General features: G+C 59.6%; 9 protein-coding genes and 2 tRNA genes. 7 read left to right on the top strand and 4 right to left on the bottom strand.

The window, feature by feature from the left end:
• Nucleotides 1-71: 71 nt before the first annotated feature.
• The 5 genes from hflK to G9Q84_RS22035 all read left to right on the top strand — a co-directional run bounded on the left by hflK (nt 72) and on the right by G9Q84_RS22035 (nt 7,012).
• Entirely contained in the window at nt 72-1,247 is a 1,176-nt protein-coding gene (hflK, locus tag G9Q84_RS22055; protein ID WP_032890485.1) for an FtsH protease activity modulator HflK, read from the top strand.
• Nucleotides 1,247-2,113: a protease modulator HflC gene (hflC, locus tag G9Q84_RS22050; RefSeq protein WP_010213607.1), complete on the top strand. Its 867-nt coding sequence runs from the start codon at nt 1,247-1,249 to the stop codon at nt 2,111-2,113. Before hflK ends, hflC begins: the two co-directional genes overlap by 1 nt.
• A 293-nt stretch (nt 2,114-2,406) precedes the next feature.
• A complete protein-coding gene (locus G9Q84_RS22045; protein ID WP_032890487.1) occupies nt 2,407-3,594 on the top strand; it encodes an ATP phosphoribosyltransferase regulatory subunit in 1,188 nt (395 codons plus the stop codon).
• 54 nt (nt 3,595-3,648) lie between these two features.
• Nucleotides 3,649-4,938 carry an adenylosuccinate synthase gene (locus tag G9Q84_RS22040; RefSeq protein ID WP_032890489.1) on the top strand — a complete coding sequence of 430 codons (1,290 nt, stop codon included), beginning with the start codon at nt 3,649-3,651 and terminating at the stop codon, nt 4,936-4,938.
• A 139-nt stretch (nt 4,939-5,077) separates the two neighbouring features.
• Nucleotides 5,078-7,012, top strand: coding sequence for a methyl-accepting chemotaxis protein (locus G9Q84_RS22035; protein ID WP_095186067.1), 1,935 nt, complete (start codon nt 5,078-5,080; stop codon nt 7,010-7,012).
• Between the two features lie 19 nt (nt 7,013-7,031).
• Here the strand turns inward: G9Q84_RS22035 and G9Q84_RS22030 are convergent, their stop codons facing one another.
• The 4 genes from G9Q84_RS22030 to G9Q84_RS22015 all read right to left on the bottom strand — a co-directional run bounded on the left by G9Q84_RS22030 (nt 7,032) and on the right by G9Q84_RS22015 (nt 10,091).
• Nucleotides 7,032-8,597 (bottom strand): ABC transporter permease, encoded by a 1,566-nt coding sequence (locus G9Q84_RS22030; RefSeq protein ID WP_181644094.1) that lies wholly within the window; start codon nt 8,595-8,597, stop codon nt 7,032-7,034.
• Nucleotides 8,597-9,622, bottom strand: a complete 1,026-nt coding sequence (locus tag G9Q84_RS22025) for an iron ABC transporter substrate-binding protein (RefSeq protein WP_181644093.1) — start codon at nt 9,620-9,622, stop codon at nt 8,597-8,599. The genes G9Q84_RS22030 and G9Q84_RS22025 overlap by 1 nt, the downstream gene beginning before the upstream one ends.
• 142 nt (nt 9,623-9,764) lie before the next feature.
• A tRNA-Leu gene (locus G9Q84_RS22020) sits at nt 9,765-9,851 on the bottom strand.
• A gap of 153 nt (nt 9,852-10,004) precedes the next feature.
• Nucleotides 10,005-10,091: transfer RNA gene (locus G9Q84_RS22015), tRNA-Leu, on the bottom strand.
• A 224-nt stretch (nt 10,092-10,315) separates the two neighbouring features.
• On the opposite strand from G9Q84_RS22015, the gene rnr reads away from it, so the two are divergent.
• Both rnr and rlmB read left to right on the top strand, forming a co-directional pair.
• Nucleotides 10,316-12,949, top strand: coding sequence for a ribonuclease R (gene rnr, locus G9Q84_RS22010; RefSeq protein ID WP_122682076.1), 2,634 nt, complete (start codon nt 10,316-10,318; stop codon nt 12,947-12,949).
• Nucleotides 12,946-13,707, top strand: coding sequence for a 23S rRNA (guanosine(2251)-2'-O)-methyltransferase RlmB (gene rlmB / locus G9Q84_RS22005; RefSeq protein ID WP_095186064.1), 762 nt, complete (start codon nt 12,946-12,948; stop codon nt 13,705-13,707). Before rnr ends, rlmB begins: the two co-directional genes overlap by 4 nt.
• Nucleotides 13,708-13,994 lie beyond the last annotated feature (287 nt).

The raw sequence follows: 13,994 nt of genomic DNA, 5'->3' as shown, positions 1-13,994 counted from the left end.
AGTAGCAGGCATTCTGTAGCATTGGTCGGCGCGCCGTGGGCGCGTCTTTGCTTTATCAGATGGAGAGCGCTATGGCTTGGAATGAGCCGGGTGGCAACTCGAATAATCAGGATCCTTGGGGTGGTAAGCGCCGCAATAATGGCGACCGCAAGGGGCCACCAGATCTCGACGAGGCCTTCCGAAAGCTGCAGGAAAGCCTGAATGGGTTGTTCGGTGGTGGAAAAAAACGTGGTGGTGACGACGGTGGTCGCACAAGCAAGGGCGGCGGCTATGGCCTGCTGGGCCTCGGTCTTGTCGTGCTGGCGTCCGTATGGCTGTACAGCGCAGTCTACGTCGTGGACGAGCAGGAGCAGGCCGTGGTGCTGCGCTTCGGCAAGTACTACGAAACGGTCGGGCCGGGTCTGAATATCTACTTCCCGCCGATCGACAAGAAGTACATGGAGAATGTCACGCGTGAGCGTGCCTACACCAAGCAGGGCCAGATGCTGACCGAAGACGAGAACATCGTCGAAGTGCCGCTGACTGTGCAGTACAAGATCAGCAACCTGCAGGACTTCGTGCTGAACGTTGATCAGCCGGAAATCAGCCTGCAGCACGCAACCGAAAGCGCCCTGCGCCACGTGGTGGGTTCCACTGCGATGGACCAGGTGCTGACCGAAGGTCGTGAATTGATGGCCAGCGAGATCAAGGAGCGCCTGCAACGGTTCCTCGATACCTATCGCACCGGCATCACTGTCACTCAGGTAAACGTACAGAGCGCAGCTGCACCGCGCGAAGTGCAGGAAGCCTTCGATGACGTGATCCGCGCCCGTGAAGACGAGCAGCGTTCGCGCAACCAGGCTGAAACCTATGCCAACGGCGTTGTGCCGGAAGCTCGTGGTCAGGCCCAGCGTATCCTTGAGGATGCCAACGGTTACCGTGACGAAGTGGTTTCCCGCGCCAAGGGTGAGGCGGATCGCTTTACCAAACTGGTCGCCGAATATCGCAAAGCTCCTGAAGTCACCCGTGAGCGTCTGTACCTGGACACCATGCAGGAAGTCTTCAGCAACACCAGCAAGGTCCTCGTGACCGGCAGCAAGGGTGGGCAGAACAACCTGCTGTACCTGCCGTTGGACAAGATGATCGAAGGTGGTCGTAGCAGCACCAGCGCACCGGCCTCCGGCTCCAATGCCGCTGCCAACGAAGCGAGCGCCCGTGCCGCCGCTGACTTGCTGCAACAGCAATCACGTACCAGGGAGAGTCGTTGATGAGCAATAAATCGCTGACAGCCCTGATTGTGGGCGTCGTGGTGGTCATCGCTGCCTGGAACTGCTTCTACATCGTGGCTCAGACCGAGCGTGCGGTGCTGCTGCAATTCGGTCGCGTGGTTCAGGCGGATGTCCAGCCGGGCTTGCATGTGAAAGTGCCCTACGTCAACCAAGTGCGCAAGTTCGACGCCCGCCTGATGACCCTGGATGCACCAACACAACGCTTCCTGACCCTGGAAAAGAAAGCCGTGATGGTTGATGCCTACGCCAAGTGGCGCGTCAAGGATGCCGAGCGCTTCTACACTGCGACCTCCGGCCTCAAGCAGATTGCCGACGAGCGTTTGTCGCGCCGTCTGGAATCGGGCCTGCGTGACCAGTTTGGTAAGCGCACCCTGCACGAGGTGGTATCCGGTGAGCGTGACGCACTGATGGCTGACATCACGCGTTCGCTCAACACGATGGCGGAAAAAGAGCTGGGTATCGAAGTGGTCGATGTTCGGGTCAAGGCTATCGACCTGCCTAAAGAAGTGAATCGCAGCGTGTTCGAGCGAATGAGCACCGAGCGTGAGCGAGAGGCTCGTGAGCACCGCGCCAAGGGTAACGAGCTGGCTGAAGGTATCCGCGCGGATGCCGACCGTCAGCGTCGCGTACTGCTGGCAGAAGCCTATCGCGAGTCTGAAGAGGCCCGTGGTGATGGTGATGCTCAAGCTGCGGCGATCTACGCCAAGGCGTACGGCCAGGACCAGGAGTTCTACGCGTTCTACCGTAGCCTGCGCGCCTATCGTGAAAGCTTCGCGAACAAAACCGACGTCATGGTGCTGGACCCAAGCAGCGACTTTTTCCGCTACCTGGAAAAGTCCAAGTAATCAGCCTGTGATTTTGTAGGGCGCACTCCGTCGGGCGGCTAAAATGCCTGGCGGGGTGATCCTTTCAGAAAACGGGTGTATGATGCGGCAGCCGGGAAATTCCCGGCTTTTTTGCGTCTGCATGTTTGATTCGGCAGGCGTGACAGGTTTTTCGAGGAAAGTGCCCGACGAGGCCGTTTACAGGCCGTTCGTCACGTCGCTCTTGCGCGTGGTTTATGCAGGGGGCGGGTATTTTCTGCTTCACTCAAGGCTCGGCCGAGGGCTGGCCGCCCGGATCAAAGGGGAATGGCGTAATGGCAACGGTAGACCGCTGGCTGCTGCCAGATGGCATCGAAGAAGTACTGCCACCAGAAGCTGCGCGCATTGAAGTAGCGCGTCGCCAGGTGTTGGATCTGTTCCAGAGCTGGGGTTACGAGTTTGTCGTAACTCCTCATATCGAGTACCTGGAATCCCTGCTGACCGGCGCGGGCCAGGACCTGGATCTGCGCACCTTCAAGGTCATTGATCCGCAATCGGGCCGGCAAATGGGCTTTCGGGCAGACATCACGCCGCAGGTGGCGCGCATCGATGCGCACACCCTGCGCCGCGAAGGCCCTAGCCGTCTTTGCTACGCCGGTAGCGTGCTGCATGCTCAGCCGCGTGCCTTGTCGTCTTCCCGTAGCCCTATCCAGCTGGGCGCCGAGTTGTACGGTGATGCCAGCCCGAGCAGCGACGTTGAAGTGATCAGCTTGATGCTGGCCATGCTGCAACTGGCTGACGTGCCTGATGTCCACATGGATCTGGGTCACGTCGGTATCTACCGTGGCCTGGCCCGTGCGGCCGGTTTGTCCGGTGAGGTAGAGCAACAGCTGTTCGATGCCCTGCAGCGTAAGGCTATCGATGAAGTAATCGCACTGACCGAAGGTGTGCCTGCCGACCTGGCTGGCATGCTGCGCGCGCTGGTGAATCTGTGCGGCGGCCGTGAAGTGCTGGCAGCTGCGCGTGAACGCCTGGCCAATGCGCCTGCGCCGGTACTGGCGGCGCTGGATGATGTGCTGGCGATTGCCGAGCAGCTGTCGGCACGTTTCCCTGATTTGCCGCTGTACTTTGATTTGGGCGAGCTGCGCGGTTACCACTACCACACCGGTGTGGTGTTTGCGGTGTTTGTTCCGGGCGTTGGCCAGGCCATCGCCCAAGGCGGTCGTTACGACGATATCGGCGCCGACTTCGGTCGTGCGCGTCCGGCGACTGGCTTCTCCACCGATTTGAAAACCCTGGTGACCCTGGGGCGTGCTGAGGTCGAGCTGCCGTCTGGTGGCATTTGGATGCCCGACAGTACGGACGCAGCACTCTGGCAGCAGGTTTGCCAGTTGCGCAGTGAGGGTCAGCGTGTTGTCCAGGCCTTGCCTGGCCAGCCATTGGCCGCCGCCCGTGAAGCGGACTGCGACCGGCAATTGATTCTGCAGAACGGGCTTTGGCAAGTATCGCCACTGGCTTCTTGAGTTTTCCTGCCGGCCATCGCCGGCACCAAGTTTGCGCGAATGAGGACAAGTGTTATGGGTAAGAATGTCGTAGTCCTGGGCACCCAATGGGGTGATGAGGGCAAAGGCAAGATCGTTGATCTGCTGACCGAACATGCTGCCGCCGTAGTGCGCTACCAAGGTGGCCACAACGCTGGCCATACCCTGGTCATCGATGGCGAAAAAACCGTCTTGCACCTGATCCCATCGGGCGTCCTGCGCGAAGGTGTGCAGTGCCTGATCGGTAACGGCGTGGTGGTTGCACCTGACGCCCTGCTGCGCGAGATCATCAAGCTGGAAGAGAAGGGCGTACCAGTGCGCGAGCGCCTGCGTATCAGCCCATCCTGCCCGCTGATCCTGTCCTTCCACGTTGCGCTGGACCAGGCCCGTGAAAAGGCCCGTGGCGAGCTGAAGATCGGTACGACCGGTCGCGGCATCGGCCCAGCCTACGAAGACAAAGTTGCACGTCGTGGCCTGCGTGTGGGCGATCTGCTCAACATGCCGCGTTTTGAAGACAAGCTGCGTGAACTGGTGGACTACCACAACTTCATGCTGGTCGGTTACTACAAAGAGCCAGCCATTGAGTTCGACAAGACCCTGGCCGAGTGCAAGGAATACGCTGAGCTGCTCAAGCCGCTGATGCTGGACGTGACGGCCGAGCTGCACGACCTGCGTCGTGCTGGCAAAGACATCATGTTCGAAGGCGCCCAAGGTTCGTTGCTGGACATCGACCACGGCACTTACCCGTACGTGACCAGCTCCAACACCACCGCTGGCGGCGTTGCGACCGGGTCTGGCGTTGGCCCGATGTTCCTGGACTACATCCTGGGCATCACCAAGGCTTACACCACGCGCGTAGGTTCGGGCCCATTCCCGACTGAGCTGTTTGACGAAGTCGGTGCGCACCTGGCCAAACAAGGTCACGAGTTCGGTGCTACCACCGGTCGTGCCCGTCGTTGCGGCTGGTTCGACGCCGTTATCCTGCGTCGTGCTATCGATGTGAACAGCATCTCGGGCATCTGCTTCACCAAGCTGGATGTACTCGACGGTCTGGAAACCATCAACATCTGCGTCGGCTACAAAGATGCGGAAGGCAATGATGTTGCTCCGACTGATGCTGACAGCTACGTAGGCTTGCAGCCTGTGTACGAAGAAGTGCCGGGCTGGACCGAATCGACCGTGGGTGCTAAGACCCTGGAAGAGCTGCCGGCCAACGCCCGCGCTTACATCAAGCGTGTCGAAGCGCTGATCGGTGCGCCGATTGACATTATTTCGACGGGCCCGGACCGCAACGAAACTATCGTTCTGCGTCATCCGTTCGCTTAATAAGCTGTTGATGTAAAAAGCAAAGGGCTCCTTCGGGAGCCCTTTGTCGTTTCTGTTTGCCAAGCGGCACGACCCTTGCTGTGTTTCTCTTTTTCGCGGTGCTATCAAATTAATGGCACCCGTGGTGGAGGGATTCTTGATGTCTGCCGTTCTGTCGTTGTTACAAAGTCGTCTGTTGCGACCGGTCTTCGTTACCTTGGGTATCGCCCTTTTGGTGCAAGTGCTGGTGGCGGTCGCTCTAACCCGGAGCACCGTCACTGCATTGGAAGCTGATTTGGGTAATCGTCTGGGTATCGATAGCCAGAAGCTGTCTGGTGAGTTGGCCCAAGCCGGTAAGGAGGTCACGTCAAGCCTCGATAGCTTGTCTGCCAGCACTCGGCAACGTCTGACGGCAGGGCTTTCCACACGCCTGCAGGAAGAGCAGAAGCAGCTGCGTGCGACCCTGGAAAAAGACTTGAAGGATTCCGCCAACGACATGGCGCAGCTGCTGGCTTCGGTGGCGCCCCGCGCCATGTGGGACAGCGACGTACCTACATTGTCCGAGTTTGCCCGACGCGCCCAGCGCAATCCCAACGTGCTGTTTGTGGTCTACGACGACGCAGCGGGTGAGCATCTAACCCGTTACCTGAATCGCGAAAATCCGATCAACAAGGCGCTGCTGGAAAAAGGCCAAGGTGACCGCGCCTTGGACAAAGTGCTGAATGCCGCGAAAAACGACCCTTCGGTGTTCTACGTTGAGGCCTCCATCAGCCCCAATGGCGTAGAAATCGGCAAAGTGCTCATGGGCGTATCGACTGCTTCGGTAGAGGCCGACCTGCAAGCACTGGACAAGCGCTTTGCCGCCCTGATTGCCAGCGGTGATCAGTTGGTCGGCGATAGTCTCAAAGGCGCCGCAGCCGACAGTGCGGCGGCCATGGGCGCTCGCCTGCAGTCTGCACAGGCCACTGCGACCCAGATGACTGCCAACACCACCGAGGCCGTGCAGGAGGCCGCGGGCACGCTGCGCTGGCGTATCGGCATGGGGTTGGCCGTAGTGGGTTTCGGCGTATTGGTGTTGATCGCTGTCGTGCTCGGTCGCCGCGTGGTCAATCGCCTGAAGTTGTTGATTGCCGCTATGGATGATCTGGCGGCGGGCGAGGGGGATCTCACCAAGCGCGTGCAGATCAGCAGCAAGGACGAAATCGGCGACATGGCCTCAGCGGTCAATCGCTTTGTGGATAAGTTGCAGCCCATCGTGCGCGAGGCGGGCGATGTGGCCCAGCGTACCGGTGTGGAGATTGGTGCCATGACCTTGCGTAATGCCGGTGCTGATGCGGCGGCTGGCTTGCAGCGCGACGAAGTGGCCGAGAGCTTGCGCGCGTTGTCGCAGATGGCCGACGAAGCCCAGGCCGAAAGCCACGCCATGCAGGCGGCATTGCAACAGGTCGTCGATATTCGCCAGGCCACGGATGAAAACTCACGCACTTCGGCTGAAGTCGGCAGCTTGATCGAGGCGTTGGCGGGGCAGGTCCAGGCTGGCTCACAGGTGATCGAACGGCTGGCTCAGCAAAGTGAGCAGATCGAAGTGGTGTTGACGGTAATCCATGGTATCGCCGAGCAAACCAACTTGCTGGCGCTCAACGCGGCCATTGAGGCGGCACGCGCTGGTGAGACCGGGCGCGGTTTTGCGGTGGTGGCGGACGAAGTGCGTGCGCTGGCCAGTAAAACCCAGAGCTCCACCGGTGATATCCAGGCGCATATCGTGGCGTTGCAACAGGGCGCGCGTGAGGCTGTGGAAACCATTGGCAAGGCCGGGCGCCAGGCCAGCGAAGGTTTACTGGTGCTGCGTGAGAGCGAGCGCTTGCAGCAGACGGTGCAGGCTTCTGTAGAGCAGGTGCATGCCGCGATCGGCTTGGCTACCCGTGCGGCTGAGCATCAGGCCCAGGGCGCCCATGCAGTGCGTGGTCGGGTGGAGGTGATCCATGCCCAGGCTGAGCGTGCCGCGCAGGCGGTGGTGGAAACGACCGCCAGTGGCAAAGTCCTGGATGGGTTGGCGGCGCAGTTGAAGGCGAGCTTGGGGCAGTTTCGCGCTTAGCATTGCCTCAATAGCGGTTTCAGCGACTCAGATACATCCGCGTTGTGAGCAGATACACCGGCAGCCCCGACACCAGTATCAACAGCGCCGCATAAGGGGCTGCCGCCGCGAATTCCACATTGGACGTATGCGACCACACTGCCGTGGCCAGTGTGTTCAGCCCAGTCGGGCTGAGCAGCAGCGTCGCCGTCAATTCCTTCATCGCATCCAGGAATACCAGCGCAAACGCTGCCCCCAGCGCCGGGAAGATAATCGGCAAAGTCACTCGGCAAAACGCACTGAACGACGAAGCACCCAGTGTGCGCGCTGCCTCCTCCAGCTGCGGCGCGGCCTTATTCAAGGCGGTGCGAATCGGCGCCTGAGCCAGTGGCAAGAACAACAGCGCATAGGCGATCAGCAACAACGCGGACGTCTGGTACAGCGCAGGCACGTAATGCAAGGCGAAATACACCAGCGTAAGCGCAATTACCAGGCCGGGCAGCGCGTGCAGCAGGTACGGCAGACGCTCAGCCCAGATCGCCAGTTTGCCTTTATAGCGCACCACCAGCAGGCCGACCGGCACGGCCAGTACCAGGCACAACGCTGCACCGCCCAGGGACAGCGCCAGCGAGGACAGAAGCGCTTCGCCAATTTCTGCCACTGGAAAAGCCGCCGACGAACCCACGGCCAGCCAGTAGCCGAGCATGCCCAGCGGAATCCCACTACCGATGACCGCCAATGCCAGGCAGTACACCTGGCCGAGTGGCGCCCACTTGCCCAATCGAACCTGCTCGGCATGCCGCGCCGCGCCTTGGCCGATACGTACATGTCGGCCCTTGCCGCGCACGCGCAGTTCCAGCCACAGCAGGGTAAGGCACATCACCAGCAGTACCGCTGAAAGCATCGCAGCGTTGGCGTTGCTGAATTCCAGCTCGAACTGCTGGTAGATCGCGGTGGTGAAGGTTTGCAAGCCGATGATCGAAAGCGCACCGAATTCCACCAGCATATGCAGCGCGATCAGCAGTGCCCCGGCCAGCAGCGATGGCCACAGCAGCGGCAACGTAATGCGCAGAAAAACTGCCCGGCGATTGAGGCCCAGCGTGCGAGCAGATTCTTCAAGGGAGGGGTCAAGGTTACGCAATGTTGCTGCCACTGGCAGAAACACTAGCGGGTATTTGGACAGGCTCATCACCAGGATCGCCCCGCCCAGCCCTTCAAAGTTGGCGCTCAGGGACACCCAGGTAAAGCTGCTGACAAACGCTGGGACCGCAAACGGCAGGCACAGGATCACGCCCCATATACGTCGCCCTGGCAGGTTGCTGCGCTCCAGCAGCCAAGCCAGGGACAGGCCGATCACGCCGCAGGTTACCGTTACCCCAACCATCAACGCCAAGGTGTTGCGCAGCAGCCCGAACACATAAGGCCGCCACAGCAGATGCACCGCCTCCGCCCATCCAGCTTGCCAGGCTTTAAGGCCGACATAGGCCAATGGAAGCAGGCTCAGGCCAACCAGAAACAGCACTGGAAGCAGCAGCCAGATTGACGGGCGTTTGCGTCGAGGGCTCAATCCCCTGCGCAGGGCGGTGGCGGGTAGCGATGGGTTCATCAGTTCAAGCCAACATCACGTTCCAGCTCCAGCGCTTCTTCGGCGTTGCCAAGGTCCGCAGGCGTGACTTTTGGCGGTTGCAGCTCGCTGAAAGGCTTAAGGCCTCGGTTGGATTCCATGCCTTTACGCAGCGGGTATTCCGCGGAGGTGTTGGTGATGACCCGCTGGCCTTCTTCACTGGCCATGAACGCCAGCAGTTGTTGGGCTTCCTTGGGGTGCTTGCTGGATTTCAATGCGGCAGCGGACGACACGGTAATCAGGCCGCCGGCATCGCCGTCGGTGAAGTAATGCAGCTTGGAGTCCAGGTTGGTTTTTTCTTTCTTAAGGGCAAACCAGTAATAGTTGTTCACCAGTACGGTGGCCACTTCGCCGTTCTCCACGGCTTTAAGGGCGACCATGTTGTTGCTGTAAACCTTGCCAAAGGCGCGCAGGCCGGTCAGCCATTCTTCAGCTGCCTCTCGACCGTGCAATTTGATGATCGCCACGGCCTGTTCTTGGAACGCGCCGCTGGTGGGCACGAAACCGACCTTGCCCTGCCATTCGGGGCCGGCGAAATCCAGCACGGATTTGGGCAGGTCTTTTTCGGCAATCAGTTTCGGGTTGAAGGCCACGACGCGGGTGCGCGCAGTCACGCCCATCCAGTCGCCGTTGCTGCCGACGTAATCTTTGGGCAGCGCGTCGAGGGTGCTCCCGTCGATCTTGGCCAGCAGGCCTTGCTCGCCGAGTTTGTTCAGGGGAGGGGATTCTTCGGTGTAGATGACGTCGGCGGGAGAGCGGTCGCCTTCTTCCACCACCTGGCTGGCCAGTTGGTTGCTACTGCCTTTGCGTACGTTGACGTGAATGCCGGTCTTGGCTTCGAAAGCCTTGGCGAGTTCGTCGCCGACTTCTTTGTGCTGGCCGTTGTATAGGGTCAGGGAAACTTTGTCGGCAGAGTAGGCCGCGGGCGAGAGCAGGGCCAGGCCGAGCAGAGTGATGGTAAGGCCACGCAGAAGGGATGTCTTGGGGCGGGTATCGCGGATCATCATCCGGGGTGTTCCTCACTTGTAAGCAACAAATTCTTACAAGGATAAACGATAAAACTTCTCAAGTGCGACCCAGGAGGGAATCACCTGCAAAGTTTCAGCCCCAGAAACGAAAAAACCCGCTTTCGCGGGTTTGATCTGAATTTGGTGCCCAGGAGAAGACTCGAACTTCCACGACCTTGCGATCACCAGCACCTGAAGCTGGCGTGTCTACCAATTTCACCACCTGGGCTTTATCAAGCAACGTTACCGCTGTTGATGGGGCGAACTATACGGCGGGCTTTTTGATCTGTAAACCCCTGATTCAATAAAATAAATCGGGATTTACGTTAAAAATCAGAAGCCTGAAACGAAAAAACCCGCTTTCGCGGGTTTGATCTGAATTTGGTGCCCAGGAGAAGACTCGAACTTCCACGACCTTGCGATCACCAGCACCTGAAGCTGGCGTGTCTACCAATTTCACCACCTGGGCATCATCAACAACGTTGCCGTCGTCGATGGCGCGCACTATACGGAGAGGCTTATAAGCTGTAAACCCCTGCTATGAAAAAAGCCTGGAATATTTCGCCAATGGTCGTGCAAGGTGCGCAGCGAGGGCCATTAAGGGCTTTAAAACGCTTGTTGATGCCTGAAATTTCCCGTTTCAATACGCGTATGCCAAACTAACCCACATATAGACAAGGTGAAAACTCTCTAATGGCCGATTGGCAGTCCCTCGATCCCGAGGCCGCTCGTGAAGCGGAAAAATATGAAAACCCTATTCCTAGCCGCGAACTGATCCTGGCGCATCTCGCCGATCGGGGTTCGCCTGCTAGCCGCGAGCAGTTGGTTGAAGAATTCGGTCTGACCACCGAAGACCAGCTTGAAGCCCTGCGCCGCCGATTGCGTGCCATGGAGCGCGACGCTCAACTGATCTACACCCGCCGTGGCACTTACGCACCTGTGGATAAGCTCGACTTGATCCTTGGCCGCATTGCCGGTCACCGTGATGGCTTCGGCTTCTTGATCCCGGATGACGGTAGTGACGACCTGTTCATGAGCCCGGCGCAAATGCGCTTGGTGTTCGATGGTGACCGTGCCTTGGCGCGCGTTTCCGGCCTGGACCGTCGCGGTCGCCGTGAAGGCGTGATCGTCGAAGTGGTGTCCCGTGCCCACGAGTCCATCGTTGGTCGTTACTTCGAAGAAGGCGGTATTGGCTTTGTTGTGCCGGATAACCCAAAGGTCCAGCAGGAAGTGCTGATTACCCCGGGCCGCAATGGCGCTGCGAAGGTCGGTCAGTTCGTTGAGGTGAAAATCACCCACTGGCCTACTGCGCGCTTTCAGCCTCAGGGCGACATCGTTGAAGTTGTCGGCAACTACATGGCGCCGGGGATGGAAATCGACGTCGCGCTGCGCACCTACGATATTCCTCACGTCTGGCCTGAAGCTGTGCTGAAAGAAGCCGCCAAGCTCAAGCCTGAAGTTGAAGAAAAAGACAAAGAAAAACGCATCGACCTGCGCCATCTGCCGTTTGTCACCATCGACGGCGAAGATGCTCGCGACTTCGACGACGCGGTCTACTGCGAAGCCAAGCCCGGCAAGTTGCGTCTGTTCTCTGGCGGCTGGAAGTTGTTCGTCGCGATTGCCGACGTGTCCAGCTATGTGAAGATCGGTTCTGCACTGGATAACGAAGCCCAGGTGCGCGGCAACTCCGTGTACTTCCCGGAGCGCGTGATCCCGATGCTGCCTGAGCAATTGTCCAACGGGCTGTGCTCCCTGAACCCGAAAGTCGACCGTTTGGCCATGGTGTGCGAGATGACTATCTCGAAAACCGGCGAAATGACCGACTACCAGTTCTACGAAGCGGTGATCCACTCCCAGGCGCGCCTGACCTACAACAAGGTCAGTACCATTCTGGAACAGCCGAAAACAAGCGAAGCCAAGGCTTTGCGTGGTGAGTACGGGCATGTCGTGCCGCACCTCAAGCAGCTTTACTCGCTGTACAAGGTGCTGTTGGGTGCTCGTCATGTGCGTGGCGCGATCGATTTTGAAACCCAGGAAACCCGTATTGTCTTCGGTTCCGAGCGCAAGATCGCCGCAATCACCCCGACGACCCGTAACGATGCGCACAAGCTGATCGAGGAGTGCATGCTGGCGGCCAACGTGGCCACCGCTGAATTCCTGAAGAAGCATGAGATTCCTGCGTTGTACCGCGTGCACGATGGTCCTCCGCCGGAGCGTCTGGAAAAACTGCGCGCGTTCCTCGGAGAGCTCGGCCTGTCCCTGCACAAAGGCAAGGACGGTCCGACGCCGAAGGACTACCAGGCATTGCTGGCCAGCATCAAGGACCGTCCGGATTACCATGTGATTCAGACCGTGATGCTGCGCTCGTTGAGTCAGGCGGTGTACAGCGCCGACAATCAGGGCCACTTCGGCTTGAACTACGAGGCGTACACCCACTTCACCTCGCCAATTCGCCGTTACCCTGACCTGCTCACGCACCGCGCGATCCGCAGCGTGATCCATTCCAAGCAGAACACCCCGCACGTTAAGCGCGCTGGCGCCATGACCATACCGAAAGCACGGATCTATCCGTACGACGAGGCGGCCCTGGAACAGCTGGGCGAGCAGTGCTCCATGAGCGAACGCCGCGCCGACGAAGCCACGCGCGACGTAGTGAACTGGCTCAAGTGCGAGTTCATGAAAGACCGCGTGGGCGAAACCTTCCCGGGTGTAATCACCGCCGTGACAGGCTTTGGCCTGTTCGTCGAGCTGACCGACATCTACGTCGAAGGCCTGGTGCACGTTACGGCCTTGCCGGGTGATTACTACCACTTCGATCCCGTGCATCACCGCCTGGCGGGCGAGCGCACCGGTCGCAGCTTCCGTCTGGGCGACACGGTGGAAGTGCAGGTCATGCGCGTCGACCTTGACGAGCGCAAGATCGACTTCGGTATGCCAGACAAGCCAGCCGAACCGGCGGGTCGTAAAAAGCGCGGCGTCGAAACCGCAGCGCCGACCGCCAAAGGCAAAGGAACTCCTGCGAAAGCAGCGGCCGCCGAGCCTGCGCCAGCCAAGGCTGGTCGCCGGTCCTCCGTCAAGGACAAGGCCCCCGAAGCCTACCGTCCAAGTGACGCAGCGGCGAAAAACGCCGAGCTGCGCAAGAGTCGCGAGTTGAAGCAGCAGTTGCTCAACGAAGCCAAAAGCGGTGGTAAAGCGGCGTCTGGGGGAAAGTCCCAAGGGGCGGAAAAGCCGTCGAGCAAACCCAGTAAACATCGTAAAGGCCCGCCAAAAGCGGGTTCGGCCCCCGCGAAAAGCGGCGGGTCGCGCAAACCTAAGGCCAAGTCATGAGTCTGGAAAAAATCTACGGCGTCCATGCCGTAGAAGCACTGCTGCGTCATCACCCAAAACGCGTCAAACAAGTGTGGTTGGCGGAAGGTCGCAGCGAGCCTCGCGTGCAGGCGCTGGTTGAGTTGGCCACCCAAAACAAGGTTGCCATCGGCCAGGCCGAGCGTCGTGAAATGGACGTGTGGGTCGAAGGCGTTCACCAGGGTGTGGTCGCGGACGTGAGTCCTAGCCAGGTCTGGGGCGAAGCCATGCTCGACGAACTGCTCGACCGCACCGAAGGCGCGCCGCTGTTGCTGGTGCTGGACGGCGTGACCGACCCGCACAACCTTGGCGCCTGCCTGCGTTCGGCGGATGCTGCCGGCGCGTTGGCAGTAATTGTGCCTAAAGACAAGTCGGCTACCCTGACGCCGGTTGTGCGCAAGGTCGCCTGCGGCGCGGCGGAAGTGATTCCGTTGGTGGCCGTGACCAACCTGGCGCGCACTCTGGAGAAACTCCAGCAGCGAGGCCTGTGGGTCGTGGGTACGGCGGGGGAGGCCGAGGTCAGTATTTATGACCAGGACCTCACTGGACCGACCATTCTGATCATGGGGGCTGAAGGTAAGGGTATGCGTCGTTTGACCCGTGAGCATTGTGATTATCTGGTGCATTTGCCGATGGCAGGCAGCGTCAGCAGTCTCAACGTGTCGGTTGCGACCGGCGTGTGCCTGTTTGAAGCTCAGCGTCAGCGTGGTGCCCAGATCAAGGCCAAGGTGAAGAAGTAATTCTGATCCTGATATAGCGTCAAAATGTGGGAGGGGGCTTGTCCCTCGATAGCAGTGGTTCAGTTACAGCTGTTGTGACTGGCCCGCTGCAATCGGGAGCAAGCGCCCTCCCACATTTGTTTTTGTGAGGTGTGGGAGATTGTTCAAATAATCACCAATCACCTTGCGCCCGTTCTTCCCCTTCTCTACAATTGCGCCCCTTGCCCACTCGGCAGGCACGCATGTGCCTCCCTGCGGCAAGATCCATAAGTGTCATTCACTCCTTGTCTGACCGTTTTTGAGCGGCA

Source organism: Pseudomonas sivasensis (assembly GCF_013778505.1).
Taxonomy (GTDB): Bacteria; Pseudomonadota; Gammaproteobacteria; order Pseudomonadales; family Pseudomonadaceae; genus Aquipseudomonas; species Aquipseudomonas sivasensis.
Note: the sequence above shows the minus strand (reverse complement) of the source record. Positions and strands in the feature narration are given on the sequence as shown.